15 protein-coding genes are annotated in these 16,504 nt (G+C 70.3%); 6 read left to right on the top strand and 9 right to left on the bottom strand.

Annotation, left to right across the window (positions count from 1 at the left end; translation table 11 throughout):
* Window positions 1–45: 45 nt before the first annotated feature.
* The 8 genes from D9598_RS02235 to D9598_RS02200 all read right to left on the bottom strand — a co-directional run bounded on the left by D9598_RS02235 (window position 46) and on the right by D9598_RS02200 (window position 9,862).
* Window positions 46–549, bottom strand: a complete 504-nt coding sequence (locus D9598_RS02235; protein ID WP_198364757.1) for a (2Fe-2S)-binding protein — start codon at window positions 547–549, stop codon at window positions 46–48.
* A gap of 192 nt (window positions 550–741) precedes the next feature.
* Complete coding sequence (locus tag D9598_RS02230) at window positions 742–1,809, bottom strand: ABC transporter ATP-binding protein (protein ID WP_198364756.1); 1,068 nt, start codon at window positions 1,807–1,809, stop codon at window positions 742–744.
* Complete coding sequence (locus D9598_RS02225) at window positions 1,806–2,798, bottom strand: ABC transporter ATP-binding protein (protein WP_198364755.1); 993 nt, start codon at window positions 2,796–2,798, stop codon at window positions 1,806–1,808. The genes D9598_RS02230 and D9598_RS02225 overlap by 4 nt, the downstream gene beginning before the upstream one ends.
* A gap of 4 nt (window positions 2,799–2,802) precedes the next feature.
* The gene (locus D9598_RS02220) at window positions 2,803–3,666 is read right to left on the bottom strand and encodes an ABC transporter permease (protein ID WP_198365009.1); all 864 of its coding nucleotides are present in this window, start codon (window positions 3,664–3,666) and stop codon (window positions 2,803–2,805) included.
* A gap of 44 nt (window positions 3,667–3,710) precedes the next feature.
* Window positions 3,711–4,652: an ABC transporter permease gene (locus tag D9598_RS02215; RefSeq protein WP_198364754.1), complete on the bottom strand. Its 942-nt coding sequence runs from the start codon at window positions 4,650–4,652 to the stop codon at window positions 3,711–3,713.
* 9 nt (window positions 4,653–4,661) lie between these two features.
* Window positions 4,662–6,266, bottom strand: a complete 1,605-nt coding sequence (locus D9598_RS02210) for an ABC transporter substrate-binding protein (RefSeq protein WP_198364753.1) — start codon at window positions 6,264–6,266, stop codon at window positions 4,662–4,664.
* Between the two features lie 129 nt (window positions 6,267–6,395).
* Window positions 6,396–7,976 carry an ABC transporter substrate-binding protein gene (locus D9598_RS02205; protein ID WP_198364752.1) on the bottom strand — a complete coding sequence of 527 codons (1,581 nt, stop codon included), beginning with the start codon at window positions 7,974–7,976 and terminating at the stop codon, window positions 6,396–6,398.
* Between the two features lie 281 nt (window positions 7,977–8,257).
* The gene (locus D9598_RS02200; protein ID WP_198364751.1) at window positions 8,258–9,862 is read right to left on the bottom strand and encodes an ABC transporter substrate-binding protein; all 1,605 of its coding nucleotides are present in this window, start codon (window positions 9,860–9,862) and stop codon (window positions 8,258–8,260) included.
* A gap of 231 nt (window positions 9,863–10,093) precedes the next feature.
* On the opposite strand from D9598_RS02200, the gene D9598_RS02195 reads away from it, so the two are divergent.
* From D9598_RS02195 to mepA, 5 genes are all read left to right on the top strand, one after another.
* A complete protein-coding gene (locus D9598_RS02195) occupies window positions 10,094–10,462 on the top strand; it encodes a GtrA family protein (RefSeq protein ID WP_198364750.1) in 369 nt (122 codons plus the stop codon).
* 410 nt (window positions 10,463–10,872) lie between these two features.
* A complete protein-coding gene (locus D9598_RS02190) occupies window positions 10,873–12,651 on the top strand; it encodes a type I secretion system permease/ATPase (RefSeq protein WP_198364749.1) in 1,779 nt (592 codons plus the stop codon).
* The gene (locus D9598_RS02185; RefSeq protein WP_198364748.1) at window positions 12,648–14,045 is read left to right on the top strand and encodes an HlyD family type I secretion periplasmic adaptor subunit; all 1,398 of its coding nucleotides are present in this window, start codon (window positions 12,648–12,650) and stop codon (window positions 14,043–14,045) included. The genes D9598_RS02190 and D9598_RS02185 overlap by 4 nt, the downstream gene beginning before the upstream one ends.
* A gap of 136 nt (window positions 14,046–14,181) precedes the next feature.
* Window positions 14,182–14,469 carry a hypothetical protein gene (locus D9598_RS02180; RefSeq protein ID WP_198364747.1) on the top strand — a complete coding sequence of 96 codons (288 nt, stop codon included), beginning with the start codon at window positions 14,182–14,184 and terminating at the stop codon, window positions 14,467–14,469.
* 10 nt (window positions 14,470–14,479) lie between these two features.
* Window positions 14,480–15,346 carry a penicillin-insensitive murein endopeptidase gene (mepA, locus tag D9598_RS02175; protein WP_198364746.1) on the top strand — a complete coding sequence of 289 codons (867 nt, stop codon included), beginning with the start codon at window positions 14,480–14,482 and terminating at the stop codon, window positions 15,344–15,346.
* A 16-nt stretch (window positions 15,347–15,362) separates the two neighbouring features.
* Here the strand turns inward: mepA and D9598_RS02170 are convergent, their stop codons facing one another.
* Window positions 15,363–16,094, bottom strand: coding sequence for a glycerophosphodiester phosphodiesterase family protein (locus D9598_RS02170; protein WP_198364745.1), 732 nt, complete (start codon window positions 16,092–16,094; stop codon window positions 15,363–15,365).
* A 108-nt stretch (window positions 16,095–16,202) separates the two neighbouring features.
* Here D9598_RS02170 and D9598_RS02165 point away from each other — a divergent pair, with 108 nt between their 5' ends.
* The gene (locus D9598_RS02165; protein ID WP_198364744.1) at window positions 16,203–16,475 is read left to right on the top strand and encodes a hypothetical protein; all 273 of its coding nucleotides are present in this window, start codon (window positions 16,203–16,205) and stop codon (window positions 16,473–16,475) included.
* The last annotated feature ends 29 nt before the right edge of the window (window positions 16,476–16,504 follow it).

Below are 16,504 nucleotides of genomic sequence, written 5' to 3'. Positions count from 1 at the left end.
GTCTCGCACCGCGCCGGGCTTATGATGCCCGGTCGTGGCCAGGAGCTACTCGGCGGCGCGCGCCACCTCGGTGGCACGGCCCTGCATCACATCCGCGGCGGCGGCGATCGCCTTGACGATATTGTGGTAGCCGGTGCAGCGGCAGATGTTGCCCTCCAGCCCCTCGCGGATCTCCTGCTCGGACAGGCCATCGGGATGCTTCTTCACCAGGTCGATGGCGCTCATCACCATGCCCGGGGTGCAGAAGCCGCATTGCAGCGCGTGGTGCTCGCGGAAGGCCTCCTGCATCGGATGCAGCGTCCCGTCCGCCGCCGCCAGGCCCTCGATGGTCGTGACCTCGGCGCCGTCGGCCTGAACCGCCAGGATGGTGCAGGACTTCACGCTGTCCCCGCCGATATGCACCACGCAGGCCCCGCACTGGCTGGTGTCGCAGCCGACATGGGTGCCGGTCAGCCGCAGCTTCTCGCGCAGCACCTCGACCAGGAGGGTCCGTCCCTCCACCTCCACCGCATGGGTCTTGCCGTTCACCGTCAGCGTGACATTCGGCATGCCGCCTCTCCCCGTCCGCAATGGCGCCGCGCAGCACGGCGTCCTTGGGATAGGAGGGTCATCCAAGCATGCACGGCCCGTCAAGCGGGGGCTTGCGGGCAAACTGCGTCCGTTCTGGCGCAAATGCGAAGCGTTTGCAAGTACTGTCCGAGAAAAAGGGGCCGAGGCCCCTTCTCCCCCCCACCGGCCCCGTCAGGCCGCGGCGGCGACGCTCCGGGCCAGCGGATTGCGGGCCTCCGGCAGGTCGTGCAGGTGGCAGGCGGCCCATTGCCCGCCCTCGGTCTGCTTCAGGAGCGGCTCGTCACTGCGGCAGCGATCGAAGACATAAGGGCAGCGCGTGTGGAAGCGGCAGCCCTTCGGCGGGTTGATCGGGCTCGGCACATCGCCCTTCAGGACGATGCGCTGCCGCCCGGCCCCGGGCTCCGGCACCGGCACGGCGGAGAGCAGCGCCTCGGTATAGGGATGCTTCGGCGCGGCGAAGAGCGAGCGGCGCGGGCCGATCTCGACGATCTTGCCGAGATACATCACCGCCACCCGGTGCGTCATGTGCTCGACGATGGCGAGGTCGTGGCTGATGAAGAGCAGGGCCAGGCCGAGCTCCCGCTGCAGGTCCTGCAACAGGTTGACGATCTGCGCCTTGACCGAGACGTCGAGCGCGGAGACCGCCTCGTCGCAAATGATCAGGTCCGGCTCGCCGGCCAGCGCGCGGGCGATGCAGATGCGCTGCCGCTGGCCGCCGGAGAACTCATGCGGCCAGCGGTTCACCGCGTCGCGCGGGAGGCGCACGGTGTCCATCAGCCTGGCCACCCGCTCATCGAGATCCTTGCCGTCCCGGGCCAGGCCGAAGTTGCGGATCGGCTCGGCCAGCAGGTCCTTCACCCGCATGCGCGGATTGAGGCTGCTGAACGGGTCCTGGAAGACCACGCCGACGCGCCGGCGCACCGGGCGCAGCGCGCTCTGGCTGAGGTCGTCGATGCGCTGGCCGTCCAGCACCACCTGCCCCGCGGTCGGCGGGAACAGGCGCAGCAGCGCCTTGCCGACGGTCGACTTGCCGCAGCCCGATTCACCCACCAGGGAGAGCGTCTCGCCCTTGGCGATGTTGAAGCTGACGCCGTCCACGGCATAGACATGGCCGGTGGTGCCGCCGAAGAAGCCCGCCCGGATCGGGAAGTGCTTCTTGAGGTCGTTCACCTCCAGCAGCGGCCGGCCGCCCCGCTGGGGGGCGCCGTGCTGCGGGTGGGTTCCCATGGTCATGCTCATGCGGCCACGGCCTCCTTCTCCGCGTAGTGGCAGGCCGCGACATGGCGCGGCGCCTTCTCCTCCAGGGCCGGCGCGACCTCGCGGCAAAGCTCCGTCACCTTCGGGCAGCGCCCGGCGAAGACGCAGCCCTGGATCTTCTCCTTGAGGCTGGGCACCAGGCCGGGAATCTCGGCCAGGCGCTCGGTCTCGCCATCCAGCGAGGAGCCGAGCTTCGGCACGGCGCCGAGCAGGCCCTGGGTATAGGGGTGGCGCGGCGTGCGGAAGAGGTCCTCGACCCGCGCCTCCTCCACCTTGCGGCCGGCATACATGACGATGACCCGCTCCGCGACCTCGGCGACGACGCCGAGATCATGGGTGATCAGCACGATGGCGGCACCGACGCGGTGCTTGAGGTCGCGCATCAGGTCGAGGATCTGCGCCTGGATGGTGACGTCGAGCGCAGTGGTCGGCTCGTCGGCGATCAGCAGCTTCGGATTGCAGGCCAGCGCGATGGCGATCATCACGCGCTGCCGCATGCCGCCGGAGAGCTGGTGCGGATACTCCTTCACCCGCTTGTCCGGCGCCGGAATGCCGACGAGCGTCAGCATCTCCACCGCCTTGGCCTCGGCCTCCGACTTGGAGAGGCCCTGATGCAGGCGCAGCGCCTCGCCGATCTGCTTGCCGATGCTGAGCACCGGGTTCAGCGAGGTCATCGGCTCCTGGAAGATCATGCTGATCTCGTTGCCGCGGATGGCGCGCATCTCGCGGTCCGAGAGATCGAGCAGGTTGCGGCCGTTGAAGCGGATCTGGCCGGCGATCTTGCCCGGCGGCTCGGGGATGAGCCGCAGGATGGACATCGAGGTGACCGACTTGCCGCAGCCGGATTCGCCCACGATGGCGACGGTCTCGCCGGCCTCGACATGGAAGCTCAGCCCGTCCACCGCGCGGTTCACACCGCCATCGGGGGTGCGGAAATGCGTCTGAAGATTCTCGATCTCGAGCAGAGCCATGGCTTTACACCCGCTTGGCGAGGCGCGGGTCGAGCGAATCCCGCAGGCCATCGCCCAGCAGGTTCACCGCCAGCACGGTGACGGACAGGAAGATGGCAGGAAAGAAGACGATATAGGGCTTCACCTGCCACAGGGCGCGGCCCTCGGCCATGATGTTCCCCCAGGAGGGGATGATCGGCGGCGTCCCGGCGCCGATGAAGGAGAGGATGGCCTCGGTGATCATGGCGCTGGCGCAGATATAGGTCGCCTGCACGGTCATCGGCGCCAGGGTGTTGGGCAGGATGTGGCGCCAGATGATCACCGGCGTGCGCGTGCCGGAGGCAATGGCGGCATCGACATAGGGCTGCTCGCGCAGCGAGAGCACCACGCCGCGCACCAGGCGCGAGACGCGCGGGATCTCGGCGATGGTGATGGCCAGGATGACATTGCCCACCGAGCCGCGGGTCAGCGCCATGAGCGCGATGGCCAGCAGGATCGAGGGGATGGACATCAGCCCATCCATGATCCGCATGATGATGCTGTCGGCCCAGCGCACGAAGCCGGAGACCAGGCCGATGAACAGGCCGATCACCGAGGCGGCGATGGCCACGCCGAAGCCCACCATCAGCGACACGCGGGTGCCGTAGAGCACGCGGGAATAGACGTCGCGGCCCAGCATGTCGGTGCCGAACCAGGCCGCCGCCGAGGGGTTGCGCGTGCGCATCACCGGCGCCAGCGCCGTCGGGTCCTTGGTCCAGAGCCAGGGCGCGAAGATGGCGACGGCCACCATCAGCAGCAGCAGGAAGCCGCCGATGCCGATGGTCGGATGACGCATGAGGTAGCCGAGGAAGCCCTTGCGCGGCTTCCGGACGGCCATGATGTCCGGCATGGGGGTCGCCGCCGCGACACCCTGCGGGGGCTGTGTGGTGGTGCTCAATACCGGATCCTCGGGTCGAAGAGAGTGTAGCTCAGGTCGATCAGCAGGTTGACCAGCACGTAGACGAAGCTGAACAGCAGGATGACGCCCTGGATCACCGGATAGTCGCGGCGCAGGATGGCGTCCACCGTCAGGCGGCCAAGGCCCGGAATGGCGAAGACGCTCTCCGTCACCACCGCCCCGCCGATCAGCAGCGCGACGCCGATGCCGATGACGGTGACGATCGGCACCGCCGCGTTCTTCAGCGCGTGCAGGAACAGGATGGTGCGCTGCCCCGCGCCCTTGGCGCGCGCGGTGCGGATGTAGTCCTGCTGCAGCACCTCGAGCATGGTGGCGCGCGTGATGCGGGCGATCAGGGCGATATAGACGCCGCCGAGCGCGATCGAAGGCAGGACCAAGTTGCGGAACCAGGGCCCGAAGCCTTCCGAGAAGGGCGTGTAACCCTGCACCGGGAACCAGTCGAGCTGCAGCGCGAAGTAGTAGGCCAGCAGATAGCCGACGACGAAGACCGGGACCGAGAAGCCGAGCACGGCGAAGGCCATCACTAGGCGGTCGATCCAGGAGCCGTGCTTCCACGCGGCGACGACGCCCATCGGCACGGCGATGACGACGGCCAGCACCAGCGTCACCACCATCAGCGACAGCGTCGGCTCGATGCGCTGCGCGATCATGCGCGTCACCGGCAGGTTGGTGAAGATGGAGACCCCGAGGTCGCCCTGCAGGATGCGGAACACCCATTCACCGAACCGCACCAGGAAGGGGCGGTCGAGGCCGAGGCTCTGGCGGATCCGCTCCACATCGGCCGGCGTGGCCTGGTCACCCGCAATGACCGCCGCCGGATCGCCGGGGGCGATGTAGAGCAGGCTGAAGACAAACAGGGCGACGATCGCCATCACGGGGATGGTCGCCAGGACACGTCGGACGATGTAGGCGAACATGTTCTCTGATCAGCTCTTGGTGACGCCCCAGAAGAACGGGATCGGTGCCTTGACGACACCGGACACGTTCTTCCGCCAGGCCTGGTAGGACATGAAGAAGCCCGTCGGCGCGTAGAGGCCGAACTTCATGGCTTCGGTGTTCAGCTTGTCGATGGCCGCCTTCTCGGCCGCGGGGTCGGCCGCCGCGAACCATTCGTCGCGATAGGCCTCGACCTGGTCGTCCTTCGGCCAGCCGAACCAGGCGCCATCGCCATTGGCGCGGATGGCGCTATAGGCGGCCGGGTTGAGGCAGTCGGCGCCGGCGTGCCAGGTGTGGAAGATGTGCCAGCCGCCCTGGCTCGGCGGGTTCTTCATGGCGCGCCGGCTGCCCACCGTGCCCCAGTCCGTGGCGACGAAATCGACGTTCATGCCGATCCGCTTCAGCAGATCGGCCGTGACATCGCCGAAGGCCTTGGTGATCGGCTGGTCCTGCGCCACCAGGACGGTGATCGGCTCGCCCTTGTAGCCGGCCTCGGCCAGCAGCTTCTTCGCGCCCTCATAGTCGCGCTTGCCCTTCAGGATGTCGCCGCCCGCCTCGGTGTAGAGCGGCGTGCCGGGCGTGAAGAAGCCGGCCATCGACTTCCACAGCTCCTGCTCGTCCCCCACCAGGGCGCGCATGTAGTCCTCCTGGCTCAGCGCCATCAGGATGGCGCGGCGGGCGCGGACGTCGTTGAAGGGCGCGTGCAGGTGGTTCATGCGGAAGCTGCCGACATTGCCCAGCGGATCCGCGATGTCCACATTGATGTTGCGGTTGCGCCTGAGCAGGGGCACCAGGTCGGCGATCGGGTTCTCCCACCAGTCCACCTCGCCGTTCTGCAGCGCGGCCACGGCGGTCGCCGGGTCGGGCATGATCACCCATTCCACGCGGTCCACCATCACCCGCTTGCCGCCCGCCATCCAGTCGGGTGCCTCATCGCGCGGCACATAGCCTTCGAACTTGGCGAAGACCGCCTTGGCGCCGGGAACCCATTCCTCGCGCACGAAGCGGAACGGGCCCGAGCCGACGAACTCCGTGATCTGCTGGAAGGGATCGGTCTTCGCGATCCGCTCCGGCATGACGAAGCTGCAGGGCGAATTGTTCTTCGCCAGGGCCAGCAGCATCTTCGGGTAGGGCTTCTTCAGCGACCAGCGGAAGGTCGCGTCGTCCACCGCGACCAGCTCGTTCTGGATGGCGCGGATCATCTGGCCCATCGGGTCGCGCACCGCCCAGCGGTTCAGGCTGGCCACCGCATCCTTGGCCAGCACGGGCGCGCCGTCATGGAACTTCAGGCCCTGGCGCAGCTTGAAGGTCCAGGTGAGGCCATCGGCGGAGACCTCCTCGGCCTCCACCATCTGCCGCCGCGGCTCCAGCTTGGCATCGAGCCCGTAGAGCGTGTCCCAGACCAGCATGCCGGCGTTGCGGACGACGTACTGGGTGCCCCAGATCGGATCGAAGTTGGCCAGGTTGGCCTGCGGCACGAAGCGCAGCGTGCGCGCCGCCGCGCCCTGCGCCAGGGCCGGCGCCGGCAGGATACCCGCCGCCGGCGTCACCGCGGCCGCGCCGGCGGCGAGCTTCAGGAAAGACCTGCGTTCCATGATTGTCACCCCATCGATCTCCCAGCATGCGACCGGACCGGCCGCTTCCCCGTTGCCTGCCCACGGCCGGCTCGCCGGGGATACTGGGGGCGCACCAGCACATACCGTGCCACCCCCGCCGCCGCCCCGCTAGGATTTCTCGATGTTCCAGAAAACCGTGGACGGGGAACGGCCGACGCCGCGCACGTTGCGCCGCCAGACCGAAGGCTGCCAGTAGAAGCCGAGCGGGACATAGGGAATGCTGAGCATGGCCTGGGCATTCAGCGCGTCCCCGATGCGCCTGGCCTCGGCCGGATCGGGCGCGCGCAGCCACGCCGCGCGCAGCCGCTCGATCTCCGGGTCGTCCGGCCAGCCGAACCATGCATCCTTGCCATTGGCCCGCAGCATCAGGTGGATCGGCGGCATGTTCAAGGAGTTGCCGGAGGAGGTGGTGTGGAAGACGTTCCAGCCGCCCCGCTCCACCGGCTCGCGCGAGGCGCGGCGCTGGCCGAGCGTGCCCCAGTCGACCGAGACCAGTTCCACATTCATGCCAAGGCGCCGCAGCAGGTCGGCGGTGACCAGGGACAGCGCGTTGATCTGCGGATAATCGCCAGGCGCTACCAGCACCACCTTCTCGCCGGCATAGCCCGCCGCCTTCAGCGCGGCGCGCGCCTTCTCCACATCGTGCGTCTTCAGGATCTCGCTGCCGGCCTCGCTTTCCAGCGGCGAGCCGCAGGTGAACACGCCCGGGCAGACGCCCCAGCCCTCCGGCGCCTCGCCGGCGACGGCGCGCAGATAGTCGCGCTGGTCCACCGCCATGGCGACGGCGCGCCGGATCTCCACCTTGTCGAAGGGCGGATGCAGGTGATTGAGCCGCATGCAGCCGTAGGTTCCCTCCGTCAGCCTCTGCTCGACGACGAGGTCACGATTGGCGCGCATCACAGGCAGCAGGTCGTGAAGCGGATACTCCCAGTAGTCCTGCTCGCCGGTCTGCATGGCGCCGGCGGCGGTCGCGGGATCGCTGATCACCGTCCATTCGACGCGGTCCAGCTTCGGCACCTTGGCGCCGGCCAGCCCGTCCGGGGCATCCTGGCGCGGGGCATAGCGGTCGAAGCGTGTCCAGACCGACCTCTGCCCGGGGTTCCATTCCTCCGGCAGGAAGCGGAAGGGGCCGGAGCCGACGGCCTCGCGGATCTGGGTGAAGGCGTCCACCTGCGCCAGCCGCTCGGGCATGATGAAGGCGGGGGACGGGCTCTTGCCGAGCGCCAGGGCCAGGAAGGGGAACGGCTCCTTCAGCCGGAAGACGAGCCGCCGGTCGTCGAGCGGCTCCAGCGCGTCGACGGCACGCCACAGCACCTGACCGAAGGGGTCGCGCTTGGCCCAGCGGGTGATGGAGGCGGTGCAGTCGCGGGCCCGCACCGGCTCGCCGTCATGGAAGAACAGGCCTTCGCGCAAGGTGAAGGTCCAGCGCCGGCCGTCATCCTCCACCAGCCAGCCTTCCGCCATCTGCGGTTGTGGCTCGGTCCGGGAATTCACCGCCGTCAGCGTGTCATAGACCAGATAGCCGTGGTTCAGCGTCACCACCGCCGTGGTCCAGAACGGATCGAGGCTGGTGAGATTGGCCTGCGGGATCACCCGCAGCACCTTGGCCGCGCCCTGCGCCAGGGCCGGACGGGCGAGGGCGGCGGCGGAGAGGCCGAGGCCGGCGCTCAGGATATCGCGGCGGAGCATGGTTCCTCCGGCGCTCAACGGCGGATCGTCGCGGGCGGGCGTTCAAGGAGGATGGGCATGTGCGGGCACGCCGCACGAGCAGCACCAAGGCTGTGTCGGTTCATCTGGATGGTCTCCCGAAGATGGGCTGCCAGGCTTGGCGCCTGGTCTTGGCCCGTCATGCGCTCCTTCGGGGATTGGATCAGTCCCGCGCCTCAGGGGCAAGTGAGGAGCGGCAAAAAAGAGCGGCCCGGCGGGTGCCGGGCCCCTCCCAAAGGATCAGTCGTGGATCAAGTCGTGGATCAGCCGCGCTGCACGTTCCAGAACATGGGCAGCCCCTTCAGCACGCCGCTCAGGTTGCGGCGATAGGCCCAGGCCTGGAAGTACTGGCCGCAGGGCAGGTAGGGCACGTCCTGCTGCAGGGCCTGCAACTGGATGTCGCGCGCGATCGCCTGCTGCGCGGCGAGGTCGGGCGCCTCGAACCAGGCGTTGCGAAGCTCCTCCAGGCGCGGCGCGGTGGGCCAGCCGAACCAGGCCGCCTGGCCGTGGCCGCGCAGCGCCTGCTGTACGCCCGGATTGGCCATGTCGACACCCGCCCAGAAGGTGAAGAACATGCTCCAGCCGCCCTTCTCGGGGGCCTCCTTGCTGGCGCGCCGCTGCACCACGGTGCCCCAGTCGGTCGAGACGAAATCGACGTTCATGCCGCATTTCTGCAGCATGTCGTGCCCGACCATGGCCAGGGCGTGAAGCGAGGGGAAATCGGTGGCGGCGATCAGCACCACCTTCTCGCCCTTGTAGCCGGCGGCGGCGAGGTCGCGCTTGACCTTGTCATAGTCGCGCGGGCTGGTCAGCGCCTCCATCCCGACATCGTTGGCCAGCGGCGTCTCGGGCGTGAAGATGCCCACGCCCTCCCGCCAGAGGCTCTTGTCGGTGCCGATGACGGCCGTCATGTAGTCCGCCTGGCTGACGGCGCCGAGCAGCGCGCGGCGGATCGCCGGATTGTCGAAGGGCGGGTGCAGATGGTTGAACCGCGCCATGCCCATCAGCCCGGTCGGGTCCTGGATCTCCATGGTCAGGTTGCGGTTGCGCCGCAGCAGCTCCTGAAGGTCGCCCGGCGGCTGCTCCCACCAGTCGGCCTCGCCGTTCTGCATGGCATTGGCCGCCGTGGCGGCATCCGGCATGACGTTCCACTCGACGCGGTCGAAATGCACGCGCTTCGGGCCGGCCGTCCAGGTCGGCGTGCCCTCGGGGCGCGGCACGTAGTCGGCGAAGCGCTCATAGACGATGCGGGCGCCCGGCACGCGCTCATCGGCCTTGTAGCGGAACGGCCCGCTGCCGATCATCTCCTTCACCGGCACGGCGGGATCGGTCTGCGCCAGCCGTTCGGGCATGATGAAGCAGACCGGGGTGGCCGGCTTGCCCAGCGCCTCGAACATCAGCGGGAAGGCCCGCTTGAGCCGCCACAGGATGGTCCTGTCATCCGGCGCGGAAAGCTCGTCCACCGCCGTCATCATGACCTGGCCCAGCGCGTCGCGCTTCGCCCAGCGCTGGATGGAGGCGACGCAGTCGCGCGCCCGCACCGGCGCGCCGTCATGGAACTTCAGCCCCTCGCGCAGCGTCATGGTGACGCGGCGGCCCTCATCCTCGACCACATGCCCCTGCACCATCTGCGGCTGCGGCCTGTAGTCCTGGTCGAAGCCGTAGAGCGTGTCCCAGACCATGTAGCCGTGGTTGCGGCTGACATAGGCGGTGGTCACGATCGGGTCGGCCACCGCCAGATCGGCCTGGGGGATGAACTTCAGCACCCGGGCGGCGCTGCCCTGGGCGACCGCGAAGCGCGGCAGGGCCGTGGCGGCCCCCATGGCGGCGATGCCGGCGGCACCACTCAGCATCTGGCGTCGGAACATGTTCGGTCGATCTCCCGCAGCGGTCGGCCTGCTCTCAGGAGGGGGAGGGAAGCCGAGTGCACCTCCCGGCGCAAGAGGCCATCGCGCCCCGCCCCTCCCCCACCCCCCCTTGGCAGCCGGGGCGGGCGCGGCCTAATGCCCCGCTTTATGCCGCCCGATGCGCCCCCCGATGCGTCCCCTGGCGCAACCCGAGCCTCCGCGTCCCGCGGCCCGGGCGCCCTGCCCGGCCAGATGCTGCGCTTCGGCCTGGTCGGCGGCCTGGGCGTGCTGGTCGACACCGCGGTGCTCTATGCCGCCCTCTGGCTGGGCGCCGGACTCCATGGCGGCCGTCTGCTCTCCTACCTGGCCGCGGCCAGCGGCAACTGGGCGCTGAACCGGATCTGGACCTTCCGCGGGGCCTCCCGCGACCGGCCGGGACGGCAATGGCTGCTCTTCCTGCTGGTCAATCTGGTCGGCTTCGCCCTGAACTACGGCACCTACGCGCTGCTGATCGGGCAATGGCCGCCGGCCGCCGCGCACCCCGTGCTGGGCGTGGCCGCGGGCGCCCTGGCCGGGATGGCCGGCAACTTCCTGCTCAGCCGCCAGCTCGTCTTCCGATGAAGGGGCCGGCGGGACGTATCTCTTTTTTCGCACGGTCGAGCGTTTCTTGTCCGCCGCCTGTCCCACCCTTCCCCCTCCCGGCCGGAGCGAACCAGAGGGCTTTCAGAGCCACGCCGGAGCCGCGTGCCACCTGGAGAAGACATGCACAAGCAGTCATACAACTCATCGTGCAATGCCTTGATCCGCTGTGCTAGAAGCACCGTGACTGGGAAAGGCCGCGCCAGGCACGCCCTTTTACCCGATGACTGAAGCCTTCCCGCGCCGGCCCGTCGCCCAAGGGCGGTGCCGGGGACGATGCCAAGGAGCAAGCGGCACATGCCGACGAGACTATCCGGAATCGAAACGGCGTTTGCATCCTGGTGGGAGTTGGCGGCGTTGACTGGCCGAGACTGCACGGAGAGGTTGTATTGATGTTCCGAGCTCCACGCCTTCCAGGTGCAGAGAAGCCGGGCGATACGCCCCTGACCCGCGCGATCGAGACCTGCCGAAAGGAGTTCCTGGCGGTCGGTCTGTTCAGCGGCGTGGTCAATCTGCTGCAGCTGACCGTGTCGATCTACATGATGCAGGTCTTCGACCGGGTGCTGGCCACCCGCAGCCTGGACACGCTCTACTTCCTCACCGCCATCGCCGTCGCCGCCCTTCTGCTGCTGGCGGTGCTGGAGGCGGTGCGGAGCCGGGTGATGCAGCGCGCCGCGACCTGGATCGAGAGCCGCGTGGCGCCGGAGGGCTTCGAGCGGGCGCTGGAGGCGCAGCTGCGTGGCCGCCCCTACCGCATGGAGGCGCTGCGCGATCTCGGCTTCTGCCGTTCCTGGCTGGCCTCGCCCGGCGCGCTGGCGGTCTATGACGTGCCCTGGGTGCCGATCTATCTCGGCGCCATCTTCCTGCTGCATCCGGTGATGGGCTTCATCGCCCTGGGCGGCGCGGTGCTGCTCTTCCTGCTCACCCTGTTCAACGAGTATTCCACCTCCTCCCTGCTGAAGCAGGCGAACACGTCGATGATGGCCAGCCAGCGCCGCGCCGACGCCATCGCCCGCAATGCCGAGGTGATCGACAGCATGGGCATGGCGCCCGCCGTCATGCACCGCTGGCGCCAGGGCGTGGCCGAGACGGTGGGGCCGCAGGAGAAGGCGGCCGACCGCGCCGCCCTGCTGCTCTCCACGACCAAGTTCCTGCGCCTCGCGGTGCAGCTCGCCATCCTCGGCGTCGGCGCCTATCTGGTGCTGCAGCAGCAGCTCACCGCCGGCGCCTCGATCGCCGGCTCGATCATCATGGGTCGCGCCCTGGCCCCGGTGGAGCAGCTGATCGGCGGCTGGAAGGGGCTGGTGCAGGCGCGCCAGGCCCTGAAGCGGGTCACCGCCTTCCTCTCCCTGCCGCGCATCCGCCCGCCGGGCCTGGCGCTGCCGGAACCCTCCGGCCGCATCCAGGCCGAGCGCGTCGCCTATGGCCTGCCCGGGCAGAACGCGGCCATCATCAAGGGCGTCTCCTTCGGTCTCGATGCCGGTGAGAGCCTGGCCATCATCGGCCCCTCCGCCGCCGGCAAGACGACGCTGATCCGCCTGCTGATCGGCACGCTGGCGCCCAATTCCGGCACGGTCCGCATGGACGGGGCCGATGTCTACACCTGGAAGCGCGAGGATTTCGGCCGCCATGTCGGCTACCTGCCGCAGGATGTCGAGCTGTTCGACGGCACGGTCTTCCAGAACATCGCCCGCATGGCCGAGGCCGAGCCGGAGGCGGTCTTCGCCGCCGCCCAGCTCGCCGGCTGCCACGAGATGATCCTGCGCCTGCCACAGGGCTACGACACCGAGATCGGCGAGGGCGGGCAGCATCTCTCCGGCGGCCAGCGGCAGATGATCGGCCTGGCGCGGGCCCTCTTCGGCCGGCCCAAGCTGGTGGTGCTGGACGAGCCCAACTCCAACCTGGACGGCGATTCCGAGGCGGCCCTGCAGCGCGCCATCAATGCCCTGAAGGCCCAGGGCACCACCGTGATCCTGGTCTCGCACCGGCCGGCGCTGGTGCAGGGCGTGGACAAGGTGATGCTGTTGAAGGACGGCGCCATCGAGCTCTTCGGCCCGCGCGCCGAGGTGCTGAAGCGGATCATGACGCCCCGCGCCGCGCCGCCCGCCGCCCCGGCCGAGGTCACCGCCGCCGCCGCTCCCCCCCGCCTGGCCCCCGGAGGCGCCGCATGAGTGTCACGACCCTTCCCCCCGCCGGTCCCCCCGCCGGGGGCGGCCCCGGCGCCCTCGCGCCGCGCCCGGGCAACCTGCCGCCGCTGCGGCCGGACCCGCTGCTCGACGCGCCCCGCCCCCGCACGCGCGGCACGCTGCTCTTCGGCCTGGTGGTGACGCTGGTCTTCGTCGGCGGCTTCACCGCCTGGTCCACCCTGGCGCCTTTGGCCGAGGCGGCGATCGCCCCGGGCCAGATCCGCAGCGAGGGCAATCGCCGCACCATCCAGCATCTCGAGGGCGGCATCGTCCGCGAGATCCTGGCGCGCGACGGCGACAGCGTGAAGGCCGGCCAGGTGCTGATGCGCCTCGACGACGTGCAGGCCGGCGCCACGCTGGAGACGCTGCGGGCGCAGCGCTGGGCGCTGCTGGCGCAGGAGGCCCGCCTCGCCGCCGAGGCGCGCGGCGCCAGCGAGATCGCCTTCCCCGCCGACCTGCGGGACAGCACCGACCCGCGCGCGCTGGAGGTGATGACCGGCCAGCGGACGCTGTTCGCCGCCCGGCAGACCAGCCTGAACAGCCAGCTCCAGGTGCTGGAGGCCCGCATCGCCCAGCACGAGGCGACCGCCAGCTCCGCCCATGGCCAGATCGCCAGCCAGCAGCGCCAGCTCGCGCTGATCCGGCGCGAGGAGGAGGATGTGCAGACCCTGGTCCGGCAGGGGCTGGAGCGCATGCCCCGCCTGCTCGCCCTGCAGCGCAATGTCGCCTCCCTCGAGGGCAACATGGTCGATCTGCGCGGCCAGGTGGAGCGCGCCGCGGCCTCCGCCGAGGAGGCGCGCAACCAGATGCGGCAGACCCGCGACCAGCGCCTGGCCGAGGTCTCGACCGAGGCGCGCGAGGTGCGCACGCGCCTCAACGAGGCCGAGGACAAGCTGCGCGCCGCCCGCGATGTCGCCACCCGGCGCGAGATCGTGGCGCCGGAGGACGGCACCATCCTCGGCAGCAAGTTCTTCAACCTGGGCGCCGTGGTCCGCCCCGGCGAGCCGGTGATGGAGCTGGTGCCGGCGCATGACCGGCTGGTGGCCGAGGTGCAGCTCTCGCCGAGCGATATCGACGTGGTCTATCCCGGCCTTCAGGCGGAGGTCCGCCTGCCCGCCTTCAAGCAGCGGCTGGTGCCCTATCTGCACGGCCACGTCACCTATGTCGCCGGCGACGTGACGATGGATGAGCGGACCCGCGCCAGCCATTACCGCGTGCAGGTGCTGATCGATGCCGACCAGCTCACCAAGTTGGAGAATGTCGAGCTGAAGGCCGGCATGCCGGTCGAGGCGCAGATCCAGACCGGCAGCCGCAGCTTCTTCCACTACATGCTGCAGCCGGTCTTCGACAGCTTCCACCGCGCCTTCCGCGAGCAGTAGCCCCGGCGCGGGCCGGGCGGCGGCACCGCCCGGCTGGCCCCGGCCACCGCTTTCCGCTAGAGCGACCCATGTCCGCCCGGCGCCCGCGCGAGAGCCGCGGTGTCGGGCGGCCCCGCCCGCAGACCAGGAGACGCCCATGACCGACACCTCCGCCCTCTTCGCCGACGGCATCATGGAGGCCAGCGTGCATCACGGCGTCGCCCGCCTGACCCTGGCGCAGACCGGCCAGGACGGGAAGCCGGTGCCCTGCGGCCAGCTGGCGATCCCGGTGGTGCAGCTGCCGGCCTTCGCCAACGGTGTCCTGGCCCTGCTGAAGCAGATCGACAGCCGGGTGAAGCAGGCCCAGCAGGCGCAGCAATCCTCCGCCGATGCGCCGGCCGAGGCACCCCAGCAGGTTCCGGGCTCCTTCCGCTTCTCCGGCTGACGCCTCGGCGATGGGCGGGCGCGCGCTCGCCTGCATCCTGGCCTGCGCCGTCTCGCTGCTCGCCGTGCCGGCCCAGGTCAAAGAGGGCCGGGCCAAAGAGGGCCAAACCGCCGGCTGGGCCACGGTGCCCGGCCCGGCCTCCGGCCCGGTGGCGGTCCATGGCGCGCACGGCCTGGGCTGCCTCGCGGGCGCCGAGGCCCTGCCGCCGGAGGGCTCAGGCTGGCAGGCGGTGCGGCTGTCCCGCAACCGGATCTGGGGACATCCCGATCTGATCGCGGCCCTGCGCGGCCTCGCCGGCCAGGCCCGGGCCGCCGGCCTGCCGGACCTGCTGATCGGCGATCTCGGCCAGCCGCGCGGCGGCCCGATGCCCTGGGGCCATGCCAGCCATCAGATCGGCCTCGATGCCGATGTCTGGCTCGATCTGCGCCCGCGCCCACCCCTCTCCCGCCAGGCCCGGGAGGCGATCGAGGTGCCTTCGGTCGTGCGGCCGGACGGCCTCGCGGTCGATCCGGCCCGCTTCACCGGCGCGCATGCGCTGTTGCTCAGGCTCGCGGCCGGACAGCCGGGGGTGGACCGGATCTTTGTCCACCCGGCGATCAAGCAGGCGCTCTGCCAAGCCCATCCCGGCGCCGGCTGGCTGCGGCGTATCCGCCCCTGGCGCGGGCACGATTCCCATATCCATATCCGCCTGCGCTGCCCGGCGGATCAGCCCGGCTGCCGGGATCAGGCGCCGCCGCCGCCCGGAGATGGCTGCGACGCCAGCCTGGCCTGGTGGTTCACGTCCGAGGCACGGCAGCCGCCAGCGCCGCCCGCCGCCCCGCCACCGGCGGTCCCATCGCTGCCCGCTGCCTGTGCCGCGGTCCTGGCGGCGCCCTGAGCCACGGCGCGCAGCCTCACCCCCGCAGGCGCAGGGCCAGCACCGGATCGTCCGTGGCCATCAGGTCGAGGCCCAGGCCCAGGGCCTTCTGGATGCTCTCGGCGTGATTGGCGCCCCAGGCGCCCAGCCGCAGCCCGGCACCGCGCAGGCGGCCGACCAGCTCGGCATCCAGCGCCTCGATCTCGGTCTCCACCATCCCGAGGCCATGGGTGCGGGCGACGGCGATGACACCGCCGGCGCCGATCTGCCGCAGCAGGCCGCGGCCGAACAGCCAGGCCACGCCGGCCAGGCCGCCGGCGCCCTCCGCCGCCGCCGCCAGCTCGGCGTCGAAGGCGATGATCTGGCACTGGCCGCGGATGCCCGCCGCCTCCAGCACCGCCAGGGAGCCCTCCAGCAGGGGCGCCTGCTGCCCCCGCGCCGGGGTCTTCAGCTCCACCTGCAACCGCGTGTCACGGCCACGGAACAACGCCGCCACCGCCGCCAGGCTCGGGATGCAGCCACCGCCCGCGCCGCGCAGCCGGATGCGTTCCAGCCGGGCCGCCGGCTGCCCCGCGACCGGGCCGCTGGCCTCGCTCATGCGATCCAGCGTCGCGTCGTGGAACACCATCGGCACGCCATCGGCGCTCAGCTGCACGTCGCACTCCGCCAGGTCCACCGGAAGCAGGAGCGTGTTGCGAAAGGCTTCCAGGCTGTTCTCGGGCCACAGGAAGGCGCCCCCGCGATGGCTGGCGATCTCGGTTCCTTGCATCGTTCGTTCCGATTCGGGCATGTTTGGGCGAGGCTCGCCGGGTCTGGATGCTGGCGGAATCGCCGGAGGCCATTTAAAGTCGAATAAACTTCTGCGCGAGGTCCTAACATGCCCCTTCTACTGGTTGCCCATGACCAGGCGGCCGACGGAGCCCTGGCGCTGGAGGATGCGGTCTGGCAGCTGGCGGAGTCTCATCTGACGCTGCCCGGCTCCCTGCTGGTGGAGACCGCCGTCTCGCCCCGCTACCTGAACGAGCACCTGTTGGGCGCCATGCGGCGCGCCGACCTTCAGGGCACGCTGCTTGTCGTTCCGGTGGCCGCGCCGAGCTGGAGCGGCCTCTCGCCCGAGGCCGAGGAATGGATCCGCGCCCGGCTGCCCTGAGACTGTGCGCCCGGCACGGGCGGGAAGGA

This window comes from Roseomonas sp. KE0001 (genome assembly GCF_016107285.1).
Lineage (GTDB): Bacteria > Pseudomonadota > Alphaproteobacteria > Acetobacterales > Acetobacteraceae > Pseudoroseomonas.
The sequence above is the reverse complement of the archived record's forward strand: the minus strand, read 5'-3'. Positions and strand labels throughout refer to the sequence as shown.